The 15,527-nt window shown below is 73.8% G+C and carries 12 protein-coding genes; 8 read left to right on the top strand and 4 right to left on the bottom strand.

Annotated elements, in window-relative coordinates; genetic code table 11:
* Positions 1–207 precede the first annotated feature (207 nt).
* A complete protein-coding gene (locus CP977_RS12400; RefSeq protein WP_152370097.1) occupies positions 208–1,077 on the top strand; it encodes a hypothetical protein in 870 nt (289 codons plus the stop codon).
* Between the two features lie 51 nt (positions 1,078–1,128).
* Here CP977_RS12400 and CP977_RS12395 read toward each other — a convergent pair whose 3' ends face one another.
* The gene (locus tag CP977_RS12395) at positions 1,129–1,341 is read right to left on the bottom strand and encodes a DUF397 domain-containing protein (protein WP_062755458.1); all 213 of its coding nucleotides are present in this window, start codon (positions 1,339–1,341) and stop codon (positions 1,129–1,131) included.
* Positions 1,334–2,128: a helix-turn-helix domain-containing protein gene (locus tag CP977_RS12390; RefSeq protein ID WP_062755460.1), complete on the bottom strand. Its 795-nt coding sequence runs from the start codon at positions 2,126–2,128 to the stop codon at positions 1,334–1,336. The genes CP977_RS12395 and CP977_RS12390 overlap by 8 nt, the downstream gene beginning before the upstream one ends.
* A gap of 180 nt (positions 2,129–2,308) precedes the next feature.
* Between CP977_RS12390 and CP977_RS12385 the strand changes: the two genes are divergently transcribed.
* Positions 2,309–2,629 carry a hypothetical protein gene (locus tag CP977_RS12385; protein WP_062755462.1) on the top strand — a complete coding sequence of 107 codons (321 nt, stop codon included), beginning with the start codon at positions 2,309–2,311 and terminating at the stop codon, positions 2,627–2,629.
* 4 nt (positions 2,630–2,633) lie between these two features.
* Here the strand turns inward: CP977_RS12385 and CP977_RS12380 are convergent, their stop codons facing one another.
* Positions 2,634–4,115 carry a PucR family transcriptional regulator gene (locus CP977_RS12380; protein ID WP_152370096.1) on the bottom strand — a complete coding sequence of 494 codons (1,482 nt, stop codon included), beginning with the start codon at positions 4,113–4,115 and terminating at the stop codon, positions 2,634–2,636.
* A gap of 128 nt (positions 4,116–4,243) precedes the next feature.
* Between CP977_RS12380 and speB the strand changes: the two genes are divergently transcribed.
* The 6 genes from speB to CP977_RS12350 all read left to right on the top strand — a co-directional run bounded on the left by speB (position 4,244) and on the right by CP977_RS12350 (position 13,367).
* Positions 4,244–5,218 carry an agmatinase gene (gene speB, locus CP977_RS12375; protein WP_062755466.1) on the top strand — a complete coding sequence of 325 codons (975 nt, stop codon included), beginning with the start codon at positions 4,244–4,246 and terminating at the stop codon, positions 5,216–5,218.
* A 132-nt stretch (positions 5,219–5,350) separates the two neighbouring features.
* Positions 5,351–7,033 (top strand): thiamine pyrophosphate-binding protein, encoded by a 1,683-nt coding sequence (locus tag CP977_RS12370; protein WP_062755469.1) that lies wholly within the window; start codon positions 5,351–5,353, stop codon positions 7,031–7,033.
* Between the two features lie 96 nt (positions 7,034–7,129).
* Positions 7,130–7,420 carry a hypothetical protein gene (locus CP977_RS12365; RefSeq protein WP_062755471.1) on the top strand — a complete coding sequence of 97 codons (291 nt, stop codon included), beginning with the start codon at positions 7,130–7,132 and terminating at the stop codon, positions 7,418–7,420.
* A gap of 120 nt (positions 7,421–7,540) precedes the next feature.
* Positions 7,541–11,272: an ABC transporter ATP-binding protein gene (locus tag CP977_RS12360; RefSeq protein ID WP_109185996.1), complete on the top strand. Its 3,732-nt coding sequence runs from the start codon at positions 7,541–7,543 to the stop codon at positions 11,270–11,272.
* An 83-nt stretch (positions 11,273–11,355) separates the two neighbouring features.
* A complete protein-coding gene (locus tag CP977_RS12355; RefSeq protein WP_152370095.1) occupies positions 11,356–11,778 on the top strand; it encodes a hypothetical protein in 423 nt (140 codons plus the stop codon).
* Between the two features lie 119 nt (positions 11,779–11,897).
* On the top strand, positions 11,898–13,367 hold the full coding sequence (locus CP977_RS12350; RefSeq protein WP_062755476.1) for an alpha/beta hydrolase family protein: 1,470 nt from the start codon (positions 11,898–11,900) through the stop codon (positions 13,365–13,367).
* Between the two features lie 63 nt (positions 13,368–13,430).
* Here CP977_RS12350 and CP977_RS12345 read toward each other — a convergent pair whose 3' ends face one another.
* Positions 13,431–15,287 carry a glycoside hydrolase family 3 protein gene (locus tag CP977_RS12345; protein WP_152370094.1) on the bottom strand — a complete coding sequence of 619 codons (1,857 nt, stop codon included), beginning with the start codon at positions 15,285–15,287 and terminating at the stop codon, positions 13,431–13,433.
* Between the last annotated feature and the right edge of the window lie 240 nt (positions 15,288–15,527).

Genomic DNA, 15,527 nt, shown 5'->3' with positions numbered 1-15,527 from the left:
GAGCGCTTCGCTCCCCCCTTTGATCACGCCGGTGTGCCCGGGTGCATGATGTGCCTGGACACAGGGGGACGCATGACGCAGACCACGCCGCCGACATGGGAGCCGACACCGCCGGGGGCTCCTGGGAATCCGGGTGTGCCGCCGCAGGGGTTCATGCCCGTGCGGCCTCCGGACGGCGGGAACGCCGCGGTGTTCACCGTCGGGGCTGTGGCAATCGGGGCCGAGGCCGTGATCGCCGCGCTGGTCGGCATCCTGTACAGCTTGCAGTTCGAGTCCCACGGAGGCGAAGGCGGCCTCGGATGGCTGTTCGGCGCCGTATTCGCGCTCGTGCTGCTGGCAGTCATTTCGACGATCGCAGGGCTGGTCGGTTCGGCGACGGCGGTGCTTCCCCTCGTCCTCCTCGGGCGTGCGGTGGCCCGCCGTACGGGTCGGCGCGACAGCTGGCGGCTCACCCTGGCCACTGTGGCGGTCGTCGCCGTCGCCCTCGCGCTGCTCATCGGCTCCTGCATCCTCCCGGCCGGCTTCGACGGCCCCGGCGACCTGCTCGTTTACCCCGTCCTTGCCCTCGGCCTCATCATCGGGTCGGCACCCGCGACCCTGTACGCCCGGGCGGCGGGGAACCCCGGAAAGCCCGGGGCCCGATGGCGGGTGCTCGGGAGCGTGGCGCTGGGCGGTCTGGGGCTGCTCGCGGTGACGCTTGCGGCCGGGGCCGCGGCGTACGGCTCCGGGATCCTCAAGATCTACGAACCGCCCCGGCTCACTGAAGCCGACATGGTCGGCACCTGGACGGACGGCGACGGCGGAAGCCTCCGCTTCGAGGCGGACGGCACGGTGACGGCGAAGGGCGTCAACGAGCACGGGGCCACGGGCGAGCGGTCCGGTGCGCGCGACTGCACCGGGAAATGGCAGCTGGCCGAGAACGAGGGCGTCGATCGGCCGTACGAGCTCGGCATCGCGGACTGCGAGGGCCTGTCCTTCGGCTGGGACATCGGCGGTACGGAGGAACACCCGACGGTCTTCACCTGGATCGGCGAGCCGGATTCGGGCGAGCGGTACGTCCTTGCGCGGCAGCGCTAAGCCATCCGCTGTCGAGGTCTCGGGCCTGGCCGGGTGCGGGTGACCGGGCAGTCAGCCGTCTGCCTTCACGGCCGTCACGAACGACGACCAGGCGCCGGAGGGGAAGAGGAGGGCGGGGCCGTGGGGGGACTTGGAGTCCCGGACCGGGACGCCTGCCGGGTGGTTGTCCAGGACTTCCACGCAACTTCCGGACTCGTTCCCGCTGTACGACGACTTGCGCCAGCCGTTCAACGTGGAGGCGTCGGGGATCGTGGGCTTACTCATGGTCTTCGTGTTCCTTCGCGATCGCCCGCATGAGGGTCAGTGACTCTTGTGAGGGCAGTGCGTCGCCCAGCGCCAGATCGTAAACACTTTGCAGGCGTTGGACCACGGACGGGGAGTCGTGCAGCTTGCCGAACGAGACGCCCTCGCTGTACGCGGCCGGTGGCTGGTCCTCGAACCACATCAACGTCAGCATGCCCTGCATGAGCGGATGGACGCCGAGGCTCAGGGGGAGGATGTGCACGCGTACGCGCCTGCTCTCCGCCAACCGGACGATGTGCGCGATCTGCTCGGCCATGACCTCCCGGCCGCCGACCGGACGCCGTAGCACCATCTCGTCCAGCAGCGCCCACACCACGGGCGTCACCGGATCCGCCAGGATCTTGGACCGCTCGATCCGTGTGACGACGTGCCTGTCACGTTCTTCGTCGCTCCTGGGAGGGAAGGTCGTGCCCAGGACCGCGGCCGCGTATCTCCTCGTCTGGAGGATGCCGGGTACGAAGGTGCACCCGAACTCCCTGATCATGGTCGCCTGTTGTTCGAGCTGGCGGGCGGGCTCGAAGTAGTCCGCGATCGTGTCGTCCTCTTGCGGCAGGAAGCTCTGCAGGACATCGCCCGTGCCCAGCGCCGCGTCCAGTCTCCGCGCGTCCTCCCGGGACGGGATCCGGCGGCCCGCCTCGATGTGGGCGATGTGCGAACGGGTCATGATCGCGATGTCGGCCAGCTCCTGCTGGGTGAGGCCGGCGGCCCCGCGTCGCGCCTTCAGCCACTCCCCGTAGACGTTGCTCATCGTCGACTCCTCCGTGACAAAAGGCCCGTCACCTCGAACCCCCTGTTCAGGGTAGCCCCGGCGGTCTCACGCTGTGAGGGAATCGCTACGGAGCGAAGTCCCCCGCGGCCGGCGTGAACGGCCCGGGGCGTGGACCCCGACCGCGCAGGAGTCGAAGACGTGTTGCACCGTGTCGCCCGGATGCCCGACCCGCACACCACGGACGGCGCCCGTCTGCTCCCCTGGACCGGTGACGGGGGCAAGCCCTGCTACCTCGTCGGTGACGGCGAGGGGTACGTCTCCCGCGTCGCCGACAACGTCGAGAGCGTGCAGCTCGGCATGGCCGTCGATCTGCTCGGGCACGTGGAGGATCTGTTGGGCGATCGCTCGGCGACCCCCGAGCAACTCCGTTACGTCGTCGCCCGCCTGGCGGAGTCCCTGCGCGAGGTGCACCGGGTCGCGCGGAGCCGGGGTGCGCGGCTCGCGACGGTGGCCGTCCGCGCCGAGCACCCCGGGCAGTGAGCCCTCACCGGAGCGCGAACCACAGCTCCGTCCGTACGTCCGGGTCGTCCAGGTCCCGGTCCAGGAGGGTCGCGCAGCGGGTGATGCGCTGGCGGACGGTGTTGCGGTGCACGTCCAGGGCCACCGCCGTCCGGTCCCAACTGCCGTGGAGGGAGAGCCAGGCGCGCAGGGTCTCCCTCAGGGGTTCGTTCAGGGGGGCGAGGAGGGTCCGGGCGTGGGCGGCGGCCTCGTCCGGGTCCACCAGGGACGCGAGGCCGCCCGGGCGGTGGCGGACCAGGGGCCTCCTGGTCGCCTCCGCGCGGCGCAGGGCCCGGGCCGCCTGCCGGTCGGCGGCGGAGAGGTCCCCGGCCCCGGCCGGGGCGGAGACGCCGAGGAGCCAGCCGGGGCGCGCGGTGACGGGGGAAGAAGCGGGCAGAAGGAGTCGTACGGAGGCGGGGGCCGCCCCGGAGACACGGGCCGCTCCTGCCTCCCCAAGGGCCTCCGCCCCGGTGCCGGAGGCCACCAGCGCCGTCCCCAGCGACGCCGCCAGGTCCGCCGCCGCGAACGGGGTGCCGTCGCCGCCCCGCGCGTGGACCACCGTCCACGGGCCCGGGTCCAGGTCCGCCGCCGCCTCGGCCGGGGAGGCGCCCAGGAGGAGCCGGACCAGGGCCCCGTCCCGTACCGCCGCGTCCGCGCCCCGGTGCGGGGCCGTCAGGAGGGAGAGCAGGACCACCGCGACGCCCGTGATCGTGTGGTCGCCGGGGTCCCGCCGGTCCGTCGCCACCCCCAGAGTCGGGCCGTCGCCGCTCCCCAGGGCGTACGCCGCCAGGCGCAGGCCCTCGCTCTCCCCGCTCGCCGACGCCGGGGCGCCGGGGCGCGGGCCCAGGACCCCCGCCAGTTCCCGCAGCGCCCGGGACGCCTCGGGCGGGACCTCCCGGCCGGCCGCCGCCGACTCCGTGCCGTCCGGGGCCAGGAGCACCGCCCGGCCGCCGAGCCGGGCGGCGAGCGCGCCGAGGACCGCCGGGACCGGGGCCGGCCGGGCCGCCGCCGTCGCCAGGGACTGCTGGGCCTCCGTCACCCGGCGCAGCTCGCGCAGCCGGGCCTCCGCCATCAGCCGCCACACCGCCCGCGCCACCGCCGTGAACGGGGTCCGCGGCGGTACTTCGAGGAGCGGGAGGCCCCGGCGTTCGCAGGCCTCGACCAGCTCCGCCGGGACCGTGTCGTACACCGGCGTCACCCCGAACGCGAGCGCCGCCGCCCCCGCCTCCACCACCCGTTCCACGTACCGCGCCGGATCGGTGAGCTGCACGCCCGCCGTCATCAGGAGTTCCCCGCCGAGCAGGTACGGGTACGGGTCGGCCATCTCCGAGGTGTGCACCCAGTGCAGCGGCACGTCCCCGGGGCCGGCGAGCAGCCGCAGGCCCAGATCCCGGCGGGCCAGCAGCGCGGCCAGCGGGACCGGCGGGGCCGGGGGAGTGGAGGCGGGGTGCGCGGGGCTCGTCGTCATGGACCCTTCGTACACCACGCGCTCGTACAGTGGAGGAAACGTACACTTCTGCGCCGCTTTTCCACCGCCTACCGTCGTGGTGTCCGGCGCGCCGGAGCCCCCACCCCACCTTGCAGGAGGACCCGACCATGAGCAGCGACCAGAACGCCTTCCGCGGCCCGATCGACTCGTCCCGCGTCCCGCGGTACGCCGGTCCCGCGACGTTCGCCCGGCTGCCGCGGCTCGACGAGGTCGGCACCGCCGACGTCGCCGTGGTCGGCGTCCCCTTCGACAGCGGCGTCTCCTACCGGCCCGGTGCCCGCTTCGGCGGCAACGCCATCCGCGAGGCCTCCCGCCTGCTCCGCCCCTACAACCCGGCGCAGGACGCCTCCCCGTTCGCCCTCGCGCAGGTCGCGGACGCCGGTGACATCGCCGCCAACCCGTTCAACATCAACGAGGCCGTCGAGACCGTCGAGGCCGCCGCCGACGAACTCCTCGGCACCGGCGCCCGCATGATGACCCTCGGCGGCGACCACACCATCGCGCTCCCGCTGCTCCGCTCGGTCGCCAAGAAGCACGGCCCCGTAGCCCTGCTCCACTTCGACGCGCACCTCGACACCTGGGACACGTACTTCGGCGCCGAGTACACCCACGGCACCCCGTTCCGCCGGGCCGTCGAGGAGGGCATCCTCGACACCGAGGCGCTGTCGCACGTCGGCACGCGCGGCCCGCTGTACGGCAAGCAGGACCTCACCGACGACGAGAAGATGGGCTTCGGCATCGTCACCTCGGCCGACGTCTACCGGCGCGGCGCCGACGAGGTCGCCGACCAGCTGCGCCAGCGCATCGGCGACCGCCCGCTGTACATCTCCATCGACATCGACTGCCTCGACCCGGCCCATGCGCCCGGCACCGGCACCCCCGAGGCGGGCGGCATGACCTCCCGCGAGCTCCTGGAGATCCTGCGGGGCCTGTCCTCCTGCAACCTGGTCTCCGCCGACGTGGTCGAGGTCGCCCCGGCCTACGACCACGCCGAGATCACCGCCGTCGCCGCCTCCCACACGGCGTACGAGCTGACGACGATCATGTCCCGCCAGATCGCGGCCGGCCGCGCGGCGAAGTAGCCGGCGGACGCGCGGGGCGGGGTGCGGCCCCGTCCCGGGCGGGGCACGGGCCGCCCCCGCTCCCGCCCCGCGCGACACTTGTGGCTGTCAGCCGTACCCGACCGACCCCGCCACCGCCCCGAGGGACCCGCCATGACCCACGACCACGACCTGGTCCTGCGCCCCACGCCCGCCCAGATCGAGGCGGCCCTGAACCCGCCCCCGGGGCGGACCGGCGGGGACCTCGTCGTCGAGACCCTGTCCGGGCTCGGCGCGACCACCGTCTTCGGGCTCCCCGGGCAGCACGCCCTCGGCACGTTCGACGCGCTGCGCCGCTCCCCGCTGCGGTACGTCGGTCTGCGGGCCGAGAACAACGCGGGCTTCGCCGCCGACGCGTACGGCCGGATCACCGGCGAGGCGGCCCCGCTGCTGCTCTCCACCGGGCCCGGCGCGCTCCTGTCGCTCGCCGCGCTCCAGGAGGCGGCCGCCGCCTCGGCGCCGGTCGTCGCGATCGCCAGCCAGGTCCCGGCGGCCGGGCTCGGCGGCGGGCGGCGCGGCTACCTGCACGAGCTGCGCGACCAGCAGGCCTCCTTCCGGGACGTCGTGAAGTCCGTCCACACGGCCCGTACGCCGTCCCAGATCCCCTCCGCGATCGCCGCCGCCTGGGAGTCGGCGCTCACCGCCCCGCACGGGCCCGTATGGGTGGAGATCCCGCAGGACGTGCTCACGGCGGAGACGACGCTGCCGGTGGTCACCGCGATGGACGCGACCCCCGAGGACGTCGTGCCGCGCCCCGAGCTGACGGCGGTGGCCGCGCATCTGCTCGCGCACGCCGAGCGGCCGGTGATCGTCGCGGGCGGCGGGGTCGTCCGCTCCGACGCGTCGGGGAAGCTGCGGGCCCTGGCGGAGCGGATCGACGCGCCCGTGGTCACCACCTTCGGCGGCAAGGGCGCCTTCCCCTGGAAGCACCCGCTGTCCCTCCAGTCCTGGCTGGAGGACCGGCACACCACCGACTTCCTGGAGGACGCCGACGTCCTCCTCGTCGTCGGCTCCGGGCTCGGCGAGCTGTCCTCGAACTACCACACCTTCGCCCCGCGCGGCCGGGTGATCCAGATCGAGGCGGACGCGGGGAAACTGGAGTCCAACCACCCGGCGCTCGGCATCCACGCCGACGCCCGGCTCGCGCTCCAGGCGATCCTGGAGACGGTCGGGGAGCGCACCGACCCGACCGCCCCCGAGCGGGTCGCGGCCGTCCTCGGCCGGGTCCGGGACCGGATCGACGCCCAGGACCTCGGCCTGGAGCAGCGGGTCGTCGCCGCCGTGCGCGAGGCGCTTCCGGCCCGGGCGCCGAGCTTCTGGGACATGACGATCCTCGCGTACTGGGCGTGGTCGGCCTTCGACGCCCGGCACCCGAACACCATGCACTCCGCGCAGGGCGCCGGCGGCCTCGGCTACGCCTTCCCCGCCGCCCTCGGCGCGGCCGTCGCCGACCCCTCCCGGCCGGTCCTGGCGGTCTCCGGCGACGGCGGCGCGATGTACTCGCTCGCGGAGCTGGCGACGGCGAGGCAGTACGGGCTCGACGTGACGTGGCTGATCGTGGACGACGGGGGCTACGGCATCCTGCGCGAGTACATGACCGACGCGTACGGCGAGGCCACCGGCACCGAGCTGACCCGCCCGGACTTCGTCGCCCTCGCCGAGTCCTTCGGCGTCCCCGGCGTCCTCACCACCCCCGACACCCTGACCGCCGACCTCGCGAAGTCCCTCGCGACCCCGGGCCCCTCGGTGGTGGTCCTCCCGGCCCTGCTGCGGATGTTCGAACCGACGCACCTGTAGGACGGCCCCGGGGGGCAACCCTTCCGGCCCCGCGCGGGTCCTTCCCGCCGACGGTTCGTGGTGGGTGCGCGAGGGGGAGTCGTGGCGGGAAGGGGCGTGGAGTTTCTGAAGGAGTTCGTTGTCGAGACCGCGGGCGAACTGGTGCTGCAGTTCCTGGCCTGTGGGCTCTTCGTCGGCCTGGTGTTCCTGGCTGCCTGGGGCTGGAGCGTGAGCCCGGCTCTGACCGGCGCCGGTGGCGGGCTCTTCGCCCTCTTCACGGGGTACGGCCTCTGGGAGATGTTCCGGGGCTCCGAGCGGCACCGCAAGGGACGCCTGGCGAGCGCCGCCGTCGTCACCACCACGGTCGTCCTCGCCTTCGCGTACTACGCGAGCAACTGCTACTGCTGACGCCCGCCGGACGCCGGGAAGGGTCCTAGGACCACGGTCCCGTCTTTGTTGCGGCGGGATGAAATCGCACGTCGGCCGCGTTGGGGCTTCCGGTAGAGCAGGACGTACGGGAGGTCACACGTGGCGGTCGGGGAGAAACAGCAGGGGTGGGCGCGCAGGCTCGCCGGGTACGCCTGGCGGTACCGGGCGAACACGCTCCTGGCGCTCGGGTCGTCCCTCGTCGGCATGGGCGTCCTCGCCCTCGTGCCGCTCTTCACCAAGGTGATCATCGACGACGTCATCGGGACGAAGACCCGGGACCTCGCCACCTGGACCGGGCTCCTGATCGGGGCCGCCGTCCTCGTCTACGCCCTCACCTACGTCCGCCGCTACTACGGCGGGCGCCTGGCGCTCGACGTGCAGCACGACCTGCGCACCGACATGTACGGCACGATCACCCGGCTCGACGGACGACGGCAGGACGAGCTGTCCACCGGGCAGGTCGTCGGCCGGGCCACCACCGACCTCCAGCTGATCCAGAGCCTGCTCTTCATGCTCCCGATGACCATCGGGAACGTCCTGCTCTTCCTGATCTCGCTGGGCGTCATGGCCTGGCTCTCCCCGCCGCTCACCCTCGTCGCCCTCGCCGTCGCCCCCGCCCTCTGGTACATCGCCCGGCGCAGCCGCACCCGCCTCCACCCGGCCACCTGGCACGCCCAGCAGCAGGCCGCCCTGGTCGCCGGGGTCGTGGACGGGGCCGTGTCCGGCGTCCGGGTCGTCAAGGGCTTCGGGCAGGAGGACCAGGAGACCGGCAAGATCCGCGAGGCCGGGCGCAGGCTCTTCGCCGGCCGGCTGCGGACGGTCCGGCTGAACTCCCGGTACACCCCCGCCCTCCAGGCCGTGCCCGCCCTCGGCCAGGTCGCCGTCCTCGCCCTCGGCGGCTGGCTCGCCTACCAGGGGCAGATCACCCTCGGCACCTTCGTCGCCTTCTCCTCCTACCTGGCCTCCCTCGTCGGCCCGGTCCGCATGCTCGCCATGGTCCTCACCGTCGGCCAGCAGGCCCGCGCCGGCGTCGAACGCGTCCTCGACCTCATCGACACCGAGCCGGTGGTGAAGGACGGCACCAAGGAGCTGCCGGCCGACGCGCCCGCCACCGTCGAGTTCGACGACGTCTCCTTCGCGTACGAGGACGGGCGGCCCGTCCTCGACGGGTTCTCGCTGGAGATCCGGCCCGGCGAGACCGTCGCCGTCGTCGGCGCCTCCGGCTCCGGCAAGTCGACCGTCTCCCTCCTCCTGCCCCGCTTCTACGACGTCTCCCGGGGCGCCGTCCTCGTCGGCGGCCACGACGTGCGCGAGCTGACCCTCGACTCGCTGCGCGCCGCCGTCGGCCTGGTCCCCGAGGACTCCTTCCTCTTCTCCGACACGGTCCGCGCCAACATCGCGTACGGCGTCCCGGACGCCACCGACGAGCAGATCGAGACGGCCGCCCGCGCCGCCCAGGCCGACCGGTTCATCGCCGAGCTGCCCGACGGGTACGCCACCAAGGTCGGCGAACACGGGCTGACCCTCTCCGGCGGCCAGCGCCAGCGCGTCGCGCTCGCCCGCGCGATCCTCGCCGACCCCCGGCTGCTCCTCCTCGACGACGCCACCTCCGCCGTGGACGCCCGCGTCGAGCACGAGATCCACGAGGCCCTGAAGTCGGTCATGGCGGGCCGTACGACCCTGCTCATCGCCCACCGCCGCTCGACCCTCAACCTCGCCGACCGCATCGCCGTCCTCGACGGCGGACGCCTCGCCGACATCGGCACCCAGGAGGAGCTGGAGGAGCGCTCCCCGCTCTTCCGGCGCCTGCTCACCGACCCCGAGGAGCTGGGCGCCGTCTCGCCCGGCCACGTCACCCCGCCCGCACCCGCCGAGGACCACACGCTGCGGGACGAGCTGGACGCCGAGTTCGACGCCGAGCGCGGCATCACCCCCGCCCTGTGGGTACGGGACGGGGACGCGGGCCGGGAGAGCCCCGTGCCCGGGGCCACCCCCGAACTGCTCGCCGCCGTCGCGGCCCTGCCGCCCGCCACCGACGTCCCCGACGTGGACGAGGCGCGGGCCGTGGCCCCCGAGGACGCGTACGGCCTGCGCCGGCTGCTCCGGGGCTTCGGCCTGCCGCTGCTCATCAGCCTCGGCCTGGTCGCCCTCGACGCCGGCACCGGCCTCCTGCTGCCCGTCCTGATCCGGCACGGCATCGACGAGGGCGTGAACCGGCTCGCGATCGGCGCCGTCTGGGCGGCCTCCGCGCTCGCCCTGCTGACCGTGCTCGTGCAGTGGGTCGCGCAGACCGCCGAGATCCGGATGACCGGCCGCACCGGCGAGCGGGTCCTCTACGCCCTGCGCCTGAAGATCTTCTCCCAGCTCCAGCGGCTCGGCCTGGACTACTACGAGCGCGAGCTGACCGGCCGGATCATGACCCGGATGACCACGGACGTGGACGCCCTGTCCACCTTCCTCCAGACGGGCCTGGTCACCGCCTTCGTCTCCGTCGTGACCTTCTTCGGGATCATGGTCGCGCTGCTCGTGCTCGACCTCCAGCTCGCCCTGGTGGTCTTCGCGACCCTGCCGGTCCTCGCCGTCGCCACGTACTTCTTCCGGCGCTCCAGCGTGAAGGCGTACGAGCTGGCGCGCGAGCGGATCAGCGTCGTCAACGCCGACCTCCAGGAGTCGGTCGCCGGGCTGCGGATCGTGCAGGCCTTCCGCCGCGAGCGGGACGGCGCCGAGCGGTTCGCGGAGCGCAGCGACTCCTACCGCGAGGCCCGCGTCCGCGGCCAGTGGCTCATCTCGATCTACTTCCCGTTCGTCACCCTGCTGTCCTCGGCCGCCGCCGCGGCCGTCCTGGTCGTCGGCGCGAACCGCATCGAGGCCGGGACGCTCACCACCGGCGCCCTCGTCGCCTACCTCCTCTACATCGACCTGTTCTTCGCGCCCGTGCAGCAGCTCTCGCAGGTCTTCGACGGCTACCAGCAGGCCGCCGTCTCCCTGAAGCGGATGCAGGAGCTCCTCCAGGAGCCCACGTCGACGGCCGCCGCCGACGCGCCCCGGGACGTGCCCTCGCTGCGCGGCGAGATCGCCTTCGAGGACGTCTCCTTTGAGTACGGCAACGACGTCGGCGACGGGGGAGAGGCGGCCCTGACCGGGGTCGACCTGCGCATCCCCGCCGGGCAGACCGTCGCCTTCGTCGGCGAGACCGGCGCCGGGAAGTCCACCCTGGTCAAGCTGGTCGCGCGGTTCTACGACCCCACGGGCGGCCGGGTCACCGCCGACGGCACCGACCTGCGGGACCTCGACCTCACCGCGTACCGGCACCGGCTCGGGGTCGTCCCCCAGGAGGCGTACCTCTTCGCCGGGACGGTCCGCGACGCCATCGCCTACGGGCGGCCCGAGGCGACCGACGCCGAGGTGGAGGCGGCGGCCCGCGCGGTCGGCGCCCACGAGATGATCGCCACGCTCGACGGCGGCTACCTCCACGAGGTGGCCGAGCGCGGCCGGAACCTCTCCGCCGGGCAGCGCCAGCTCATCGCCCTGGCCCGCGCCGAGCTGGTCGACCCGGACGTCCTGCTCCTGGACGAGGCCACGGCCGCCCTGGACCTCGCGACCGAGGCCCAGGTCAACCAGGCCACCGACCGCATCGCGGGCCGCCGCACCACCCTCGTCGTCGCCCACCGCCTGACCACGGCCGCCCGCGCCGACCGGGTGGTCGTCATGGACCACGGGCGGGTCGCGGAGGACGGCACCCACGACGAACTCCTCGCCCTGGGCGGGCGGTACGCGAAGCTCTGGAGCACCTTCGTGGGGGAGGCGGAGCCGGCGCGGGTCGAGGCCTGAGCCGGGGCGGGGGCAACCGTTCGGCCCCCCGGCGCGTCGTAGATCCGTACGCCCGTACGGAGCTTCACCCGGGAGGGGGCCGCATGGCCACGGACGACACGCCGACCGCACGGCGCGGGCGGCGGACGACCGCCCGTGTCCTCGTACCGCTGCTCACCGCCCTCGCGCTGCTCCTGCTGCCCTTCCCCGGCGGCCCGGGGGCCGGCACCGCCGACGCCGCCTCCGTCTGCCAGGGGCGGCCCACCCGGACGATCGCCTTCCCCACCGGGGAACTGCGCCTCTACCGGACCCGGCAGTACGTCTGCGCCGTCACCGTCGGCCGGGGCCCGGCGGCCCGCCGGGCCATGTCCGTCTCGCTCCAGCCGCGCGGCGGGCGCCCCGCCGTCAAGTCCGGCCGCTTCGACCGCCAGGCCGGGCCCCTCACCGTCCACGCCCTCAACCGCTGCGTCCGGGCGGCGGGCGCGGTGTCCGGCCGGGGGGCGTCCACGGGGTGGATCCTGTGCTGACGGTCCGGATCCTGTGCTGATGCGCAGGAAAGTTCCCCAGTAAGGACCAACTGGGTCTGGCGGTCCACACGTTGCCCCCGCTAGGTTCGCGACACCGTTGTGAATCATGGGGAGGGTGCATGCGCACGTCGCTCAGGCTGCTGCTGTCGCTCTCGGTGCTCATAGGCACCGTGGGAGCGACCGGCGTGGCCACCGCCGCGGACACGGACACCGACACCGCGTCCGTCGCCGACTCGCCGAGCAGGGCCGCCGACCGGGTGGCCGCCAAGGACATCAAGGACCGCATCCTGGCGATCCCCGGGATGACCCTGATCGAGGAGAAGCCGTACGCCGGCTACCGCTTCTTCGTTCTGAACTACGAACAGCCGATCGACCACGCGCGCCCGTGGAAGGGCACGTTCCAGCAGCGGATCTCGGTCCTCCACAAGGACACGGACCGCCCCACCGTCTTCCGCACCAGCGGATACAACCTGAGCACCACGCCGAGCCGAGCCGAGCCGACCCGGATCGTCGACGGCAACCAGATCTCCATGGAGTACCGCTTCTTCACCCCGTCCCGGCCGCAGCCGGCCGACTGGTCGAAGCTGAACATCTGGCAGGCCGCCAGCGACCAGCACCGGATCTTCACCGCCCTGAAGAAGATCTACGGCAAGAAGTGGCTCTCCACCGGAGCCTCCAAGGGCGGCATGACCGCCACCTACTACGAGCGCTTCTACCCGCGCGACATGGACGGCGTCGTCGCCTACGTCGCCCCGAACGACGTGGTCAACGACGAGGACTCGGCCTACGACCGCTTCTTCGCCACCGTCGGCACCAAGGAGTGCCGCGACCGCCTGAACGACCTCCAGCGCGAGGCGCTCGTCCGGCGCGGCCCCCTCCAGGCCAAGTACAAGGCCTGGGCCGAGGCCGAGGGCGCCACCTTCAACACCGTCGGCACGCTCGACAAGGCCTACGAGGCCGTCGTCCTCGACTTCGTGTGGGGCTTCTGGCAGTACTACGGCCAGGACGTCTGCGACCAGATCCCGGTCGCGAGGACGGCGACCGACGACGAGGTGTACGACACGATCGACGCCTACTCCGGCTGGGCCGCCTACACGGACCAGGGCCTGGAGACGTACACGCCGTACTACTACCAGGCGGCCACCCAGCTCGGCGCGCCCTTCATCAAGCAGCCGCACCTCAAGGGCCTGAGCCGCTACGGCTACCAGCCCGCCCGCAACTTCGTGCCGCGTGAGATCCCGATGAAGTTCGACCCGCGCGCCATGAAGGACGTGGACTCCTGGGTCCGCAACAACGCGCGCCAGATGCTCTTCGTCTACGGCGGCAACGACCCGTGGGGATCCGAGAAGTTCCGCCTGGGCAAGGGCGCGCGCGACAGCTACGTGTACGTGGCCCCGGGCGCCAACCACGGCGCGAACGTGGACGGCCTGGTCGAGGCCGAGCGCGCGAAGGCCACCGCCCGCATCCTCGCCTGGGCCGGCGTCCCCGCCCCGGCCGAGCAGGCGGCGCAGCCGCTGGCCCGCTTCGACGCCCGCCTCGACCGGGCGGTCGAGGAGGGGGCGACGCGGGAGCACGGCCTGCGGCCGTAGCCTCCGGTGACGCGGGGAGGGGGCGCGCCCGGGCGGGCGCGCCCCCTCTTCCGTCTTCCTCCGTCAGCGGTACGAGAGGCCGTACCCGACCGGGTACAGCACCCGGTCCGGGTCGTCGGCGCTCTGCACCGGCACCGGGAGCCGGCCCCGGGGCTCCGCCCGCCCGGCCAGGACCCGGACGGCGGCGCGCAGTTCGACGTCGGTCCAGGAGTACGCGGCGAGGGTCGCCCGCTGGCCCGTCAGGTGCGCGACGTCGTACGGGTTGCGGATCGCGACCGTCACGACGGGCACCCCGGTCGCCGCGAGCCGCGCCACCAGGGTCCGCTGGGTGCTGGTCGCGGTGACGTTGTACGTGCCCACGACCACGACGTCCTTGCCGGCCGCGGCGGCCACCGCCTCGTCGATCTTCGTGGTGGTCGGCGCGGTCCCGGTGGGGAGCGCCGTCGCGGTGAACCCCAGCTCCCGCAGGGCCGCCGCCAGGGTGGTGGTGGGCGGCCCGGTGGTGCCGGACGGGGAGGCCGGGTCGGCGCCGACGACCAGGACCGAGCGGTGGCGGGAGGGGCGCAGCGGCAGGAGGCCGCCCTCGTTGAGGAGCAGGGTCGTGGTCGCCTCGGCGATCCGGTCGGCCTGCGCCAGGTGGGCCTTCGAGCCGACCACCCGCTCGACGCCCGCCCGGGTCACGTACGCCCGCCGGAACAGGCCCAGCTTCGCCTTGAGGCGCAGGATGCGCAGGATCGATTCGTCGAGGCGGGCCTCGGTCAGCTCGCCGGTGCGGACCGCGTTCAGGACGGCGTTCCAGGCGACGTCGAGCTTCGGCGGGTTGAGCAGCTGGTCCACGCCGGCCTTGAGGGCGAGGACCGGGACGCGCTCGTCGCCGTACTTGGTGCGCACGCCCTCCATGCCGAGCGCGTCGGTGACCACCACGCCGTCGTAGCCGAGCCGTTCGCGCAGGATGCCGGTGAGGATGGGCCGGGAGAGGGTCGCCGGGTCCTCGCTGGGGTCGAGCGCGGGCACCACGATGTGCGCGGTCATGATCGAGTCGATCCCGGCGGCGATCGCGGACCGGAACGGCGGGGCGTCCAGCTCCTCCCACTGCTCCCGGGTGTGGGTGATGGTCGGCAGGCCGTAGTGGCTGTCCACGGCGGTGTCGCCGTGGCCGGGGAAGTGTTTGGAGGTGGCCGCGACCCCGGCCCGCTGGTACCCCTTCACCTGGGCGGCGACGAGGCCGGCGACCGCGCGCGGGTCGGAGCCGAAGGAGCGGACGCCGATCACCGGGTTGGCCGGGTTGACGTTGACGTCGGCGACCGGGGCGTAGTTCTGGCGGATGCCGAGGGCGGCGAGTTCGGTGCCCGCGATCTCCGCGGCCCGGCGGGCGTCGGCGTGCGAGCGGCCGGCGCCGAGGGCCATCGCGCCGGGCAGCAGGGTGGCGGGCTCGCCCACCCGGCAGACGATGCCGTGCTCCTGGTCGGTGGAGATGAGCACGGGGATGGGGGTCGGCTGCGCGAGGGCCGCCTGCTGGATGCCGTTGGAGAGGTCGGCGATCTGCTGCGGGTCGCGGGTGTTGTGGGCCCAGGTGAAGTAGATGATCCCGCCGACGTGGTAGCGCGCGACCAGCTCGGCGGCCGTGCGGACCCCGATCTCGGCGAGGTTGGCGTCGACGTCGGCCTGGTCCGGGGCGGTCGCGGAGTGCCCGTACACCCGCATCACGAAGAGCTGGCCGACCTTCTCCTCCAGGGACATGCGGTCGACGATCCGCCGGAGCCGCCGGTCGTCGTACCGCTCGGGCGCGGCCTGGACGGGGGTGCCCGCCCCGGTGACGGCGGCGACCGCGGCGGCGGCGGTGACCGCGAGGAGGGTGCGGCGGGAGGGGACGGGAGCGGGGGCGGTGGCGGAGGGGGGTGCGGGGGCGCGGTGGTGCACTGGTGCTCCTTCCGGCCGTGCGGGATTGAAGGAAACTTCCAAGGGGACACGGATAGCCGGAAAGTAACTGCCAGGTCAAGGACCCGCGCGGGAATCGCCTGGCGGCGGGCCTGAGTGGAGGCGTACGGGAGCGCCCGGCGGCGGGACCTGTGCGGCGGTCTCGGCCGGGGGTGGTTCGCGGGCGCCCGTCGGCCGCGCGCAGGGCGTCACCGCCGCCGGGGCCCGCGCGGGGGCGGGGCG

Source organism: Streptomyces cinereoruber, from assembly GCF_009299385.1.
GTDB classification, from domain to species: Bacteria; Actinomycetota; Actinomycetes; order Streptomycetales; family Streptomycetaceae; genus Streptomyces; species Streptomyces bikiniensis.
This window is presented reverse-complemented; position numbering and strand designations above follow the sequence as displayed.

Bases quoted from the DNA above. Each gene is read 5' to 3' on its own strand.
- CP977_RS12370 (WP_062755469.1), top strand. From the start codon at position 5,351: ATGACCCACGACCACGACCTGGTCCTGCGCCCCACGCCCGCCCAGATC.
- CP977_RS12355 (WP_152370095.1), top strand. From the start codon at position 11,356: ATGGCCACGGACGACACGCCGACCGCACGGCGCGGGCGGCGGACGACC.
- CP977_RS12350 (WP_062755476.1), top strand. From the start codon at position 11,898: ATGCGCACGTCGCTCAGGCTGCTGCTGTCGCTCTCGGTGCTCATAGGC.
- CP977_RS12395 (WP_062755458.1), bottom strand. From the start codon at position 1,341: ATGAGTAAGCCCACGATCCCCGACGCCTCCACGTTGAACGGCTGGCGC.
- CP977_RS12380 (WP_152370096.1), bottom strand. From the start codon at position 4,115: ATGACGACGAGCCCCGCGCACCCCGCCTCCACTCCCCCGGCCCCGCCG.
- CP977_RS12390 (WP_062755460.1), bottom strand. From the start codon at position 2,128: ATGAGCAACGTCTACGGGGAGTGGCTGAAGGCGCGACGCGGGGCCGCC.
- CP977_RS12385 (WP_062755462.1), top strand. From the start codon at position 2,309: ATGCCCGACCCGCACACCACGGACGGCGCCCGTCTGCTCCCCTGGACC.
- speB (WP_062755466.1), top strand. From the start codon at position 4,244: ATGAGCAGCGACCAGAACGCCTTCCGCGGCCCGATCGACTCGTCCCGC.